12 protein-coding genes are annotated in these 14066 nt (G+C 33.7%); 11 read left to right on the plus strand and 1 reads right to left on the minus strand.

The genetic code is table 11. From position 1 onward, the window contains the following. The first annotated feature begins 167 nt into the window (after nucleotides 1–167). From CKV71_RS01705 to CKV71_RS01755, 11 genes are all read left to right on the plus strand, one after another. On the plus strand, nucleotides 168–785 hold the full coding sequence (locus tag CKV71_RS01705; RefSeq protein ID WP_095103161.1) for a TetR/AcrR family transcriptional regulator: 618 nt from the start codon (nucleotides 168–170) through the stop codon (nucleotides 783–785). 18 nt (nucleotides 786–803) lie between these two features. Beyond that, complete coding sequence (locus tag CKV71_RS01710; RefSeq protein ID WP_095103163.1) at nucleotides 804–1772, plus strand: LacI family DNA-binding transcriptional regulator; 969 nt, start codon at nucleotides 804–806, stop codon at nucleotides 1770–1772. Nucleotides 1773–1852: 80 nt separating this feature from the next. Beyond that, nucleotides 1853–3325: a glycoside hydrolase family 32 protein gene (locus CKV71_RS01715; protein WP_095103165.1), complete on the plus strand. Its 1473-nt coding sequence runs from the start codon at nucleotides 1853–1855 to the stop codon at nucleotides 3323–3325. 2 nt (nucleotides 3326–3327) lie between these two features. Next, nucleotides 3328–4293, plus strand: coding sequence for a carbohydrate kinase family protein (locus tag CKV71_RS01720; protein WP_095103167.1), 966 nt, complete (start codon nucleotides 3328–3330; stop codon nucleotides 4291–4293). Beyond that, nucleotides 4286–5698, plus strand: coding sequence for a sucrose-specific PTS transporter subunit IIBC (locus CKV71_RS01725; RefSeq protein ID WP_095103169.1), 1413 nt, complete (start codon nucleotides 4286–4288; stop codon nucleotides 5696–5698). Before CKV71_RS01720 ends, CKV71_RS01725 begins: the two co-directional genes overlap by 8 nt. A gap of 132 nt (nucleotides 5699–5830) precedes the next feature. Next, nucleotides 5831–6838 (plus strand): LacI family DNA-binding transcriptional regulator, encoded by a 1008-nt coding sequence (locus tag CKV71_RS01730; protein ID WP_231917537.1) that lies wholly within the window; start codon nucleotides 5831–5833, stop codon nucleotides 6836–6838. Nucleotides 6839–6914: 76 nt separating this feature from the next. Next, the gene (locus CKV71_RS01735) at nucleotides 6915–8597 is read left to right on the plus strand and encodes an alpha-glucosidase (RefSeq protein WP_095103171.1); all 1683 of its coding nucleotides are present in this window, start codon (nucleotides 6915–6917) and stop codon (nucleotides 8595–8597) included. Between the two features lie 14 nt (nucleotides 8598–8611). Continuing rightward, complete coding sequence (locus CKV71_RS01740) at nucleotides 8612–10009, plus strand: PTS transporter subunit EIIC (protein ID WP_095103173.1); 1398 nt, start codon at nucleotides 8612–8614, stop codon at nucleotides 10007–10009. Nucleotides 10010–10165: 156 nt separating this feature from the next. Next, entirely contained in the window at nucleotides 10166–10756 is a 591-nt protein-coding gene (locus tag CKV71_RS01745; RefSeq protein ID WP_095103175.1) for a PadR family transcriptional regulator, read from the plus strand. Beyond that, nucleotides 10746–11900, plus strand: a complete 1155-nt coding sequence (locus tag CKV71_RS01750; protein ID WP_371685082.1) for an FAD-dependent oxidoreductase — start codon at nucleotides 10746–10748, stop codon at nucleotides 11898–11900. Before CKV71_RS01745 ends, CKV71_RS01750 begins: the two co-directional genes overlap by 11 nt. A gap of 550 nt (nucleotides 11901–12450) precedes the next feature. Next, nucleotides 12451–13176 (plus strand): CPBP family intramembrane glutamic endopeptidase, encoded by a 726-nt coding sequence (locus CKV71_RS01755; protein WP_095103179.1) that lies wholly within the window; start codon nucleotides 12451–12453, stop codon nucleotides 13174–13176. Nucleotides 13177–13381: 205 nt separating this feature from the next. On the opposite strand, the gene CKV71_RS01760 is transcribed toward CKV71_RS01755, so the two are convergent. Next, nucleotides 13382–13924: a TetR/AcrR family transcriptional regulator gene (locus CKV71_RS01760; protein ID WP_231917538.1), complete on the minus strand. Its 543-nt coding sequence runs from the start codon at nucleotides 13922–13924 to the stop codon at nucleotides 13382–13384. Nucleotides 13925–14066 lie beyond the last annotated feature (142 nt).

Raw genomic sequence — 14066 nt, forward strand, 5'->3', positions numbered from 1 at the left:
ATTTTGGCCTCCCAATAAATAATTATTAAACACTGTGTTGATTTATCATTACTTTGACTATTATAATAGGAATATCAATAGATGCAATGCTCAATTTAGAACGATATGTGCATTTATAGACACATCAAACTAAGTTGTTCATTAACTTTGAAAGAAGGGTATTATTTATGGTAGTTGATAGACGCGTACGAAAAACGCAGGCCGCAATTAAGGATGCATTTATACATTTATTAGAAGAAAAAGATTTAGATCACATTACAGTAAGTGATATTACAGAAGCGGCAGATATTAATAGAGGGACATTTTACTTGCATTACGAAGATAAATATATTTTATTGGAATCTATGGAAGATGAGTATGCGAAACAATTATATGATTTAACACGTTTCCGCGTTAATATTAAAAATACTGATAGCCCTGAAGCATTCAACAAAGAATTTTCAGAGACTATTATGAAAAATGTCATCACACATATAGCAGAAAATATGGATTTTTACCGTGTTATTCTGACTTTGGACCGACGCAGTAAATTAGAAGAAAAAATCAGAGATATTATTAAAGAGAATTTAATGGATCAAGCAGATGAAAATAATAATATTGCGGGCATTCCAGTAGAGTATTTTCATAGTTATGTCACAGGTTCTATGATTTCAGTGATTAAGTACTGGGTACAAGATGACAATCGTATGGACGTTGATACATTGATTAAATATGTATCACGTATCGTCTTTAATGGGCCGTTACGTTTAGTGGCAGGTTCACATAATGGAGAAGTGTGGGAATAATTAGAAAGGTGAACGGTAATGAATATTTCGGATATTGCTAAAATGGCTAGAGTATCAAAAAGTACAGTCTCCCGTTACTTAAACGGGGGCTCGGTGAGTGTCAAGACAAGAAATAAAATTGATGAGATAGTGAAAGAAACAGGCTATTTACCTAATCAATTTGCCCAATCTTTAAAAGCTAAAAAAACTTTTATGATTGGAGCGATTATTCCGCGCCTAGATTCATATGCAATTAATCAAACATTAGAGGGAGCAGAAAAGTACTTACGCAAGATTAAATATCAAACCTTAATAGTAAATACAAATCAAGATAAAAACTTAGAAGTAGAGGCTTTATATACACTAGATAGAAACAAGGTCGATGGCATTATGCTTCTGGCTACAGAAATCACAAAGGAACATATCAAAGCGATTCAAGAAATTAAAGCACCTGTAATTCTAGTAGGGCAATCTTATGAAAATATTCCTTCAGTAATACAAAATGATTTTTCTGCTGGTAGAAAAATTGGGGAAGTTTTCGGACGCAATGATTTTAAAAAAGTGGCTTATTTAGGTGTTGAAGAATATGATCAATCAGTTGGTATTGAAAGAAAAAATGGTGTGATAAAAGGATTATCAACCTATCATATTAAGCCCGATATTTATTATACTGATTTCAATTTGTACCATGCTGAAAAAGCTGCTCGAAGCATAGTATCTAAATATGATGCCATTATTTGTGGAACCGACAATATTGCTCTAGGTGTTTTAAAAGCAGCTCGCGACCAAGATATAGAAGTACCGTCACAATTATCTATTTCTGGATTTGGAGGTTATGATACTACTTCTATCGTAAGTCCAACAATTACCACGATTGCTTTTCCGTACAAAAAAACCGGAGAAATTGCCAGTCGAAACCTTATTAGTATTATTAATAATGAAAAAATTGAAATTCTACAAGTTATGGATTTTCAATTTATAGAAAACAATAGTATTGACGTTAAGTAAAAGGGAAAGTAAAATGCTAAGTGAAAGCGTTTTACTTTTTTAAATAAAAATGGAACCGGTTCCAAAAAGGAGATTGTTTAATGGAGTGGACAAGAGAAGATAGATATAAAGGTTTGGATTTCATTTCTGAGGAAAAATATACTCAAATGGTAAGGAGAGTAGAGAAATCTCCTTGGAGACAGTATTATCACATTCAACCTGTGACGGGTCTTTTAAACGACCCCAATGGATTTATTTATTATAAAGGAAAATATCATTTATTTTATCAATGGTTTCCGTTAGGCCCGGTTCATGGTTTGAAATATTGGTATCATGTTTCGTCTGAAGATTTGGCGACATTTAAAAATGAAGGACCAGTAATATACCCAGATACACTTTACGATTCTCACGGGGCTTATAGTGGCTCTAGCATTCAAATCGATGATAAATTATATGTATTTTACACTGGTAACCATAGAACAAAAGATTGGAAAAGAGTTCCATATCAAGTTTATGCTCAATTAAATAATGATTTTCAAATTATTAAAAAAGTACCATTTATTTCAGGACCTCCAAGTGGTTACACAGAACATGTTAGAGATCCTAAAATCTGGAAAAATCAAGACAAGTACTATTTAGTAGTAGGAGCTCAAAATGATAATAAAAAAGGAAGGGCATTAATTTATCAATCAAAAGAACTATTTGAATTTAATTTACTTGGTGAAATTAACACAGGTTTAAATGAATTCGGTTATATGTGGGAATGTCCTGATATCTTTAGAATTGAAGATAAAGAAGTTTTCTTATTTTGTCCTCAAGGTTTAGAAAAAGAAGGTAATAAATACAATAATATTTATCAATCCGGCTACTTAGTGGGGAACTTTAATTATGACACATTGAAAATATCACATGATGGATTTAATGAATTAGATAATGGCTTTGATTTTTATGCGCCCCAAACTACATTATCTGCTGATGGCGATAGAATTTTAATTGGTTGGATGGGGCTTCCAGATACTGAATATCCAACTGACCAATATGAATGGGCACACTGTATGACATTACCTAGAATACTATCGATTGAAAAAAATCAATTGAAACAACGTATCCATCCAGATATTTTTAAACTAAGAGATAAAGGGATAAAAGAAACTTTTAAACTTAGAAATAATAGTAGAGAATGGGACTTGATTGAACCGGGAAGATTAGAAATAGATTTTTCTATTAAAGATAATAGTTCTGAAAGGATAACTATTTTACTTGCAAATAAAGTAGGAGAATCTATTGAAATAGACATAGATTTCATCAAAAATATTTTTCAATTAAATCGCTTGAATAGTGGCCAATTACCTAGCAATCAAGATGATCAAAGAAGAAGTGTTGATTTAGGTGAAGTTTTCTCAAACATGCAAGTTTTTATTGACAATTCAAGTATAGAAATATTTATAAATGATGGTTCAAAGGTTATGAGTTCCAGAGTATTTCCACAAATACCATATAGCCAATGTCAAATTAAGGTTGAAAAAGGGAATGCTGATTTAGAAGTTAATCAATATAAGTTGAAAGAAGGTTAATTATGAATAAATTATATGCTGTTGGTGAGGCACTGATTGATTTTATACCCGGTGAACGCGATTCAAAATTAAAAGAAGTAACACAATTTCAGCCGCAAGTTGGAGGGGCACCAACGAATGTAGCAAGTTGTGTAGCTAAACTTGGTGGCAAATCTTCTATTATTACCCAAGTGGGCGAAGATGCATTTGGCGAAAAAATTGAAGATACCTTGATAAATATCGGTGTAGATACACAACATTTAAAGAAAACCCCTGAAGCCAATACTGCGCTTGCTTTCGTAAGTTTAACTAAGGAAGGTGAACGTGACTTCGCCTTTTATAGAAAGCCTTCAGCGGATATGTTGTTGCAAACTGAGGATTTAACTGGATTAGAGTTTGATTCAACGGACATTCTGCATTTTTGTTCAGTAGATTTAGTGGATTATCCTATTAAGCACACGCATGTAGAATTAATAGACAAGATGTTGCAAGCGGAGGGCACTGTAATATTTGATCCGAACTTACGTTTTCCGTTGTGGGATTCTCCAGACGCTCTAAGAGAAACTGTTTTAGAATTTATTCCTAAAGCTCATATTTTAAAAATATCTGATGAAGAATTAGAATTTATTTCTAGTATTAAGGATAAAGATGAGGCCATCACATCATTATTTAAGGGCAATGTGGAAATTGTTATTTATACAGAAGGCAAAAGTGGTGCATCTATTTACACTAAAGAGGGCTTAATCGCAAATAAGGATGGATTTAATGTGACCGTAAAAGATACAACAGGTGCAGGTGATGCATTTATAGGTGCGGTTATTTATCAATTGTTAAACCATGATCGGAATCATTTAATAGAAGAAGGACATCAATATTTGAGATTCGCAAATGCCGTAGGAGGATTAGCAACTACTGAGTACGGAGCTATTGAAAGCCTTCCTATAAGAGATGAAGTGGAAAAATTTATAAGAGGTGAATTGAATGAGTGATAAGAAGATTGCTGAGTCAGTTATCCAGGCAGTGGGCGGGAAAGATAATATTGAGTCTATTGCACATTGTGCTACCAGATTAAGGATTATGGTAAAAAACCAAGAAGCGGTAAAGCAAGATGAAGTAGAAGAGATAGATAAAGTTAAAGGAGCGTTTTATAACTCAGGACAGTTTCAAATTATTTTTGGAACCGGTACCGTCAATAAAATTTACAATGAAATTACGAAACTTGGAATTGAAAGTGGCAGTAAGGAAGAAATAAAGGAAAAAGGTTCAAAACAAGGAAACGCATTTCAACGTGCAATCCGTGTATTTGGTGATGTATTCGTACCGATTATTCCAGTATTAGTGGCAACAGGGCTATTTATGGGATTACGCGGGGTCGTTATGAATGAACAAATCTTGGGATGGATGGGGTTAACAGCAAAAGATATCCCTCAAAATTTTATATTATTCACTCAAGTACTGACTGATACTGCATTTGCCTTTTTACCTGCATTAGTTGCATGGAGTGCATTTAAAGTATTTGGGGGAAGCCCAGTATTAGGAATAGTATTAGGGTTAATGCTGGTCAACCCGGCGCTTCCTAATGCGTATGAAGTTGGTAATGGTACTGCAAAAGCTTTAAATTTCTTTGGATTTATTCCAATAGTAGGGTATCAAGGATCAGTTTTGCCCGCTTTCTTTGTTGGGTTAATTGGAGCAAAATTTGAAAAAAGTTTAAGGAAGCGCATTCCTGACGCTATTGATTTAATAGTTACTCCTTTCTTAGTATTGCTTGTAATGATTACATTAGGTTTATTTGTAATTGGACCGATTTTCCATTCAATTGAAACAATTATATTGTCTGGTACAGAATGGGTATTAGCTTTGCCTTTTGGTATTGCGGGTATTTTAATTGGATTTTTCCAACAAATTATTGTAGTAACTGGAGTACATCATATCTTTAACTTTATGGAAATTCAGTTATTAGAAAAATTCCACTACAATGAATTTAACCCGATTATTTCTGCGGCGATGACAGCTCAAGCTGCAGCGGCTGTAGCTGTGGGAATCAAAACTAAAAAAGCTAAGCTCAAAGCATTAGCCTTACCATCTGCATTTTCGGCATTATTAGGTATTACTGAACCAGCAATTTTCGGGGTTAATTTGCGATATTTCAAACCTTTCGTATGTGGTTTGATTGGTGGAGCTGTAGGTGGTTTTTTTGCTGCTATCTTCCATTTGAAAGCTTCAGGAATGGCCATTACAGTTTTACCCGGAATGTTGCTTTTCTTAAAAGATATTGGACAACTACCGCTTTATATACTCGTTCTTATAATTTCATTTGCAGTTGGATTTGTACTGACATGGTTCTTTGGCTATAGTGATAAACTGGCAGAGGAAATTAGAGAAAGTAAATAGATTATGCGACTGCTGAACTTTAGAAATAAGGTACAGCAGTTTTTGTTTTTTAGAGATAAAAAGAAGTATTGACACAGTTGTGAAAACGCTTTATTATTATATATGAAATCGATTTCATATATAGAGTAGGTGATGAAAATAGCGACTATTAAAGATGTAGCTAAAGAAGCAGGTTTATCAACCACTACTATTTCACGCTTTTTAAATAATCATCCTTATATTTCAGATGAAAACAGAGAAAAAATCAAAACAGCGATGGAAAAACTGAATTATGTACCTAATTCAGCGGCCACTCAATTAAGATCAAATAAATCTTATAATATAGGCGTTATAGTGCCGAGAATTACAAATCCTTATTTTTCGTCGCTCATTGAAGTGATTGAAAAAGAACTTTCTTCAACTGCATATCGCATTTTAATTATGCAGACTCATAACAGTAAAGATGAAGAAGTGCAGTTGTTGGATATGCTGAGACAAAAACAAATTGACGGTATCATCATGTGTTCGTTAGAGAATGATATTTCTTTAGTTGAAGATTATATTCAATATGGACCTATAGTCGTTTCTGGGAATCAAAATATTCATTCAGAATTGATACCTATTGTTTCAACTGATCAACAACAAGCAACTTATAATGCAACGCGCTATTTGATTGAAAAAGGATATCAAAAAATTGCTTACTGTACAGGTGGTTCTTATACTGACACTAATCATGGTTTATCTAGAAATTTAGGGTTTCAAACAGCGATGAAAGAATTTCATAAAGAAATCGACTCTGGTTTGATATATACAGACATTCATACCATAGAAGATGGGCATTCCGTTGCCAAGCAAATTATAAACTTAAAATTAGAAAATAGACCTGATGCAATATTCGCAGGAAGTGACGAAGTAGCGGCGGGTTTAATAGAAACTTTAACTGAAAATAATATCTCAATACCTTCAGATATAGCGATTATGGGATATGACAACCAGCCCTTTGCATCGTTGCTTAAAGTACCTTTAACAACGATTTCCCAACCTATCCAAGGTATAGGTGAACAGACTACTGGAAAGTTAATGAACTTGATTAATGATACAGAAAACACTTTAAAACATTCAGATTTATCTTTAAATATAATTGAAAGATTATCGACTTGATTTAAGAGCAATTTGTATTGCTCTTAAAAATATACAGAGTATGGTATCGATACCATACTAGAAGAGGAGAATTTTCTTGAGAAAAAAATGGTGGCAAAAAGAAATAGTTTATCAAATATATCCAAGAAGTTTTAAAGACAGTAACAATGATGGAATCGGCGATATAAATGGCATTACTGAAAAAATTCCTTACTTAAGCAAATTAGGTATTACAATGATTTGGATTTGTCCGATTTATAAATCTCCTATGGTTGATAATGGATACGATATCTCTGATTATGATGATATTAATCCTGAATTCGGCTCTTTAGAAGATTTAGATTATCTTTTTGAAACAGCACATAAATATGGGATTAAGATCATGTTGGATTTAGTCATCAATCATACGTCTGATGAGCACGAGTGGTTTAAAGAAGCTATCAACAATCCTGAAAGTAAATATAGAGATTACTACATTTTCAAAGAAGGTATTAACGGCAACCCTCCAAATAATTGGCGTTCAATCTTTGGAGGGAGCGTTTGGGAAAAAGTGCCTGATGAAGACATGTATTATTTACATGTATTTGATAAGAAACAACCAGATTTGAATTTTGAAAATCCTGAATTAAGAGAAGAAATTTATCATATGATAAATGGTTGGTTAGAAAAAGGATTAGCTGGATTTAGAATTGATTCAATTACTTTCTTGAAAAAGGATCAAGATTATAGTTCTCTGCCGGCTGACGGACCAGATGGTTTAGTGACATGTAAATTTAAAACGAGAAATAGACCGGGAATTGAGAAATTTTTACATGAATTAAAAGAAAAAACTTTTGATAAATTCGACTGTGTAACAGTAGGAGAAGCGCCTGGAGTTCAGTATGACGAATTAGATGAATTTATTGGAGAAAACGGATACTTTTCTATGATTTTTGATTTTAAATATGCAGATATTGATGTGGAATCCGGCAGCGACTGGTTTAAAAGAACTAATTGGACAACCAAAGAATTGAGAAATTTAATTTTCAACAGTCAAGAAGCTCTCCAAAAAGTAGGGTGGGGTGCATCTTTTATTGAAAATCATGACCAACCAAGAGCCGTTTCCAAATTTATCAAAAATACAAAATATCAGAATTATATTGGAGCAAGTGCTTTAGGCATTCTGTATTTCTTTTTAAGAGGCACACCATTTATTTACCAAGGACAAGAAATCGGAATGAAAAACTTTGAGAGGGATTCTATTGAAGCATTTAATGATATTTCTAGTATTGATAATTACGAGCGTTCTCTTCAAGAAGGTTACACCGAAAAAGAAGCACTCAATTTTGTGAACTTAAGAAGTCGAGATAACACACGTACACCAATGCAATGGGATTCTGAAGAAAACGCTGGTTTTTCAGAAGCAACGCCTTGGTTAGCACTGAATGATGATTTTAAAACGATTAATGTACAAGACCAAATTGCTGATTCTAACTCACTCTTGCATTTTTATGAAGATATGATTCATTTAAGAAATGATTCTCGATATAGCAATACTTTAATCTATGGAGATTTTAAAGCAGATAAAGAGACACAGGATAATATCATTAGTTACTACCGAATTAGTGATAATGAAAACATTCAAATTATTGTTAATTTGTCTGATCAAAATGAAAAAATTAAATTACAAAGCAACGATATTAAAGTACTGCTTCATAATTATAAAAATACAAAATTGAATGGAACTGATATTAACTTAAGACCTTACGAAGCACTTGTGATTAAATTGAATGAAATTTAAAGGAGGCTATCACCATGAGTAATAAGTACAACAAAATTGCTAAGGAAATAGTTGAAGTTGTAGGAAAAGACAACATAGAAAGCGCCACTCATTGTGTAACAAGATTACGATTGTCTGTTCACGACAGAGATAAAATTGACGATGCAAAAATTGAAGATATAGACGAAGTTAAAGGGGTATTTTATACTGGCGGTCAATATCAAATTGTTCTGGGAACGGGAACAGTAGACAAAGTTTATAACGCAGTAGAACAACAATATAATTTCAAACAAGAAACAAAACAAGAAATGGAAAAGAAAAAGCAGAATAAATTACAAAAGGCTATAAGATTACTTGCTGATGTATTTATTCCAATCATTCCTATACTCGGTGCCACAGGTTTATTCCTTGGATTAAAGGGAGTAATGTTAAATGAATCTGTATTAGGTGTTTTCGGCATGACACCAGATATGATACCTGAATATCTTAAAACACTGGTGAGTGTTTTAACAGATACAGCCTTTGCATTCTTACCGGCGTTTATTGCTTGGAGTGCATTTAAAACATTTGGCGGCACACCTATTATCGGATTCCTGATTGGCTTAATGCTCGTATCTCCTGCTTTACCTAATGCTTATGAAGTGGCTAGCGGAGATGCAAAACCAATTATGGTTGCACATATCATTCCTATTGTAGGTTACCAAGGTAGTATTTTAACCGCACTATTTACAGGTATACTAGGTGCTAAGTTAGAAAAGAGATTCCGTAAAATCATGCCAAGTGCATTAGATCTGATATTTACTCCATTCTTCGTTATTTTAATCATGATGGCTTTCTCATTGTTAATTATGGGACCTATTGTACATATAATCGAAAATGGCGGCATTGCAATGGTAAAATCATTTATTGGACTCCCATTTGGAATAGGCGGTTTCTTAATTGGATTTATTTATCCATTAGCAGTAATGACTGGATTACACCATATGTTCATCATTGTTGAAACATCATTACTTGCTTCTACAGGATTTAACCCATTAATTACTTTAGCTGCAATGTACGGTTTCTCAAATGCGGGTGTGTGTTTGGCACTTTCACTCAAGAGTAAAAAACCTTCATTCAAAACAGCTGGTATCAGTGCTACTGTAACTCAATTGCTCGGAGTAAGTGAACCTGCTTTATTCGGTGTAGTGTTGCGTACAGGATTGAAACCTCTGACTATTATGCTGTTAGCATCGTCATTAGGAGGCGGAATTTTAGCTTTATTACACATTAAAGCTAATTCATATGGCCTTGCTGTTATATTATCACCATTAATGTATATCTATAATTTCAATCAACTTCTAACTTACGTTTTAGTTGGAATTGGAACATTTATTCTTGCTTTCTTAGCTACAAAATTTTTATGTAAAACAAAAGAAGTGACTGAAAGCTAATTATAATTTCTAGCTGTTAAACCTTATTACAACAAGGTTTAGCAGCTTTTTTGTTTTATATCGTAAAAATTATAACGATATATCGTTGACTTATTTCGATATATCGCTTATACTTCCGATATATCGAAATGAAGAAAACGAAAGAAGGAATTCAATATGTTCAGACGTGGATTTGATCAATTTAGAAATATGAGAGATAGTGAAGGATTTGATTTCGGAAGAGGTTTCGGCGGATTTGAGAAAATGTTTGGTGGTCGTGGACCAGGACATGAACGCATGTTTAAAAAAGGTAACTTACAGTTTATGATTTTACGTTCTTTACAAGAGGAACCTAAACATGGTTACCAAGTGATTAAAGATTTAGAAGAACAATTTAAAGGTTTCTACTCCCCAAGCCCAGGTTCGGTTTATCCGATTTTGCAAATGTTGGAAGATAGAGAATTTGTGTCTGTTACAAAAGAAGGCAATAAAAAAATCTATACAATCACTGCTGAGGGCGCAAACTTTTTAAAAGAAAATGCCGATCAAAATGAATTTGCACAACGTATGAAACAATTCCAAAACTTTAATAGAGAAGACATGCAAACTCTAGGTGCAGATATTAAAGAAACAGTAAATGCAATACTGACAGCCAGCAAAGAAGCGATGACGGATGAAGAGAAACGTCAACAATTTAACCGCTTCCTCGCCCAAATTAAAGACCAAGCGCAAAACTTATATAAAGAAGATGATGAACATGACAAATAAAAGAATCGGAATTATCGGCGGTGGTCCAGGTGGCTTAATGTTAGGGCTACTCTTGCAAAATCAAGGTTTAGATGTCCACATCTATGAAAAAGCAGATCGTAATGTCAACCGTTCTCGTGGCGGTTCATTAGATATTCACCACGATACAGGACAATTACCTTTAGCAGAGGCAGGTTTACTCGACGCATTCAAAGCACTTGCCCGCTTTGAAGGTGAAGATACTAAAATCGTTGATAAATACGGAAAATTATACTTTGAAGAAGATGCTGAAGGTGAAGGCGGACGCCCAGAAATCGATCGCGGTGAATTATGTGATTTAATTCAAAATAAAATCGATGCAGAGCGTATTCATTATGGTTATGAGTTTAACAATATGGAAACTTTAGATGATGGACGTGTTGAAGTTAATTTTACTAATAATGAGACAGAAATTTTTGATTTAGTCGTAGGTTCAGATGGTGCCTTTTCAAAAGTAAGACCGTTCCTCGCAGATACTGATTTAATATACACAGGTGTTTCATTTATCGAACTCAGCGTGCCTGATGTCCAAACAAAATATCCTGACCTAGCTGAATATAATAAAAATGGTAAAATGATGGGATTAGGCGGCGACCAATTGATTTTAGGTCAATTGAACGGAGATGGACGTATTGTTGTTTACGTTGCTTATCAATTAGACCGAGATCAGTTAGATGAATACAAAGCGTTGAATAATGAAGAATTGAAAGCGCGGATATTAGAAGAGTATCAAGATTGGGACGAAGATTTGCTTAAATATATTCGCTACTCTGATGAAAATATCATGTTTCGTCGAATTTATCGTTTGCCAATCGGATTTCAATGGCAACATCAGCAGAATATTACATTAATAGGGGATGCAGCACACCTCATGAGTCCTTTTGCCGGAGAAGGTGTGAACATGGCCATGTATGACGCGTATATGTTAGCGCAAGCAATCGCCGCGTCAGACGGTAACTTGGATGAAGCTTTAAATGATTATGAACAGAAAATGTATGCAAGTTCTAAAGAACGTGCTCAAGAATCACAAGATAATTTAGAACTATTCTTTAGAGAAGATGGTGCTGAAGTGATGGCGAACTTCTTTATAGAGGGGCAAGAAATGTTGGAAGAAGCGGACAACTAACAGTCCAATCAATAGAACACAATTAAATTTCAAGCATACCTCGCTTTGATTGAAAGCACTTGTTAATTTTGGTAAGATTTAATTGTAAATAAAGTAGGAGCTGAGACATTATTTTGTCCCAGCCCCAGAGCACAGACTCGCAATCTGAAATTGTGAATACCTCAATATGAGTGTACAAAGACTAGTTATGTGGTAGCATAGCTAGTCTTTTTTATTGCTATCCTTGCTGATTAAAAACTTAATCGCTGTTGCGAGTAATGTCACTTGAACAATCGAAGAAAAATTAATCGTGAGTTCATGGATAATAATGTCCATCCATACCACCTCACTTTCTTGCCGAATGAAGGAATGTGAGGTACTCACCTGCAATATACAGCCTGTTGGCTCATGAATTAAGTTTAGCATTTTGGATCTCAATTTTCAAAGAAAAACACGAACAAATGTTCTGTTTTTATTTTTGCACCCTTTCCTCATAAAAAAAATGATACTCTGTTATTAAGTTGAAATACAATATAAAAAATAAATGCGTGTTATTGAGGAGGTACTTTCTTTGGCGAGAAGAGAAAAAAATGCCGTTATAGCTGCGATTATTTATATTGGGATTATGGCTGTCGGAATGATAACGCAACACTTTATCTTCCATTACAATTACACTGATCCAAACATGGCTAAGGTATTAATTTATTTTGAAATTATCATGGCGATATTTACCTTTATAGTTTATACAAGAATGAAAGTGACGATTTTATCGCAAAAAGTACGTTTCACGAAATGGCTGATTCCGTTTATTATTATCATTCTTACTACAGTTATTATGTTGGTAACGACGGGTGACTTCAGTAGTCGTACTTCTCTTATTTTTACAATCTTTATCATGACGATTTTTGTGGGATTTTCAGAAGAATTGATGTTTAGAGGAATTTTACTCAATGTATTATTGGAAAAGAGAACAGCTAAATTTGCTATTTTATTCAGTAGCGCTTTATTTGCATTGCTGCACTCAGTGAATGTACTAGGTGGAGCATCTTTAATTGCAACGATAATCCAACTATTTGCGACATTCTTGTTCGGTCTGGTCTTCAGTTGCTTAGCAGTGTTAATGAAAAATATTATCCCTTTGATGATATATCATTGTCTATGGGACTTTTCATTGCTGCCACAAAGTATCACACATGCGAATATCGGTTGGATTTCTTCAATCGCTATTCTAGTGGAATTAATTGTAGTTATCCCGCTCTTTATTTATACAGTTAAAAAATTTAAACACGCGAAATGAGCGATAAATGGAAAGTGAGGCATGAATGAATGTCTCGCTTTTTTAAGTTGTTACATAAAAAAGTGTGTGGTTGTATGGGGTGGAGTGAAGTTAGATAGGGCTAATAAAATGGATATATTGGCCAAGGTGATGGGAAACATGTCCAATATATTTCCCACTCTTTATAAACTACGCTTAATATCGCGAAGCTCTGAATCGCCCTTCGTTATTTGGATGTATCTACCGTTTGCAATAATTGGGCAACTTGATTCTCAATGGCTCCCTTATTTGAAACTTCATCTTGAATATAAAGCATTACCATTTGTACAATGCCTGCAGCAAAAAATTCTGAGAAAAGCTGTTCGTTTAAATGATGTGATTTCATAAATGTTGTACTTAATTTACCCGCTAGTTGGCGCATAATAAATTTTTGCAATTTCTGTTTGTATTCATCAGCATTTTTAATATCGAAAAGTCGTTTGAAAAATATTTGATGTTCTTCGAAAAAATTAAACCAGATTATCGTACCTTCTTCTAAACCTAAATCTTTCTTTGCTTCACATATTTCATCTAAGTGCTCAAAGTGTTTTTGAACAATTGCATCAAGCAGGTCATATTTATCTAGATAATGAAGATAAAAAGTTTTGCGTTCTATTTCAGCAGCTTCAGCTATTTTTTTAACAGTAATTTTCTCAAAGTCATTTTCATAAAATAAATCTAAAAAGGTTTTAGTAATATTACGCTGCGTTTTGATAACACGTTTATCCATATTGGAACATCTCCTCATTTAGAACCCGATATTCTAGATCTGTGTATTAATACACGAACGTTCGAGGGTATAAATTGTATAAATGAAATTTCTTGATATATTTAAATTATACACACCTGAGTTATAAAACACTAGAGTGAAT

It is taken from the genome of Staphylococcus piscifermentans (assembly GCF_900186985.1).
In the GTDB taxonomy this organism is placed as follows: domain Bacteria; phylum Bacillota; class Bacilli; order Staphylococcales; family Staphylococcaceae; genus Staphylococcus; species Staphylococcus piscifermentans.

What these genes read in the sequence shown, in the direction of transcription:
- CKV71_RS01760 (WP_231917538.1), bottom strand. Translation starts at nt 13,924, where the DNA reads ATGGATAAACGTGTTATCAAAACGCAGCGTAATATTACTAAAACCTTT.
- CKV71_RS01720 (WP_095103167.1), top strand. Translation starts at nt 3,328, where the DNA reads ATGAATAAATTATATGCTGTTGGTGAGGCACTGATTGATTTTATACCC.
- CKV71_RS01730 (WP_231917537.1), top strand. Translation starts at nt 5,831, where the DNA reads ATGAAAATAGCGACTATTAAAGATGTAGCTAAAGAAGCAGGTTTATCA.
- CKV71_RS01710 (WP_095103163.1), top strand. Translation starts at nt 804, where the DNA reads ATGAATATTTCGGATATTGCTAAAATGGCTAGAGTATCAAAAAGTACA.
- CKV71_RS01740 (WP_095103173.1), top strand. Translation starts at nt 8,612, where the DNA reads ATGAGTAATAAGTACAACAAAATTGCTAAGGAAATAGTTGAAGTTGTA.
- CKV71_RS01705 (WP_095103161.1), top strand. Translation starts at nt 168, where the DNA reads ATGGTAGTTGATAGACGCGTACGAAAAACGCAGGCCGCAATTAAGGAT.
- CKV71_RS01725 (WP_095103169.1), top strand. Translation starts at nt 4,286, where the DNA reads ATGAGTGATAAGAAGATTGCTGAGTCAGTTATCCAGGCAGTGGGCGGG.
- CKV71_RS01715 (WP_095103165.1), top strand. Translation starts at nt 1,853, where the DNA reads ATGGAGTGGACAAGAGAAGATAGATATAAAGGTTTGGATTTCATTTCT.
- CKV71_RS01745 (WP_095103175.1), top strand. Translation starts at nt 10,166, where the DNA reads ATGTTCAGACGTGGATTTGATCAATTTAGAAATATGAGAGATAGTGAA.
- CKV71_RS01750 (WP_371685082.1), top strand. Translation starts at nt 10,746, where the DNA reads ATGACAAATAAAAGAATCGGAATTATCGGCGGTGGTCCAGGTGGCTTA.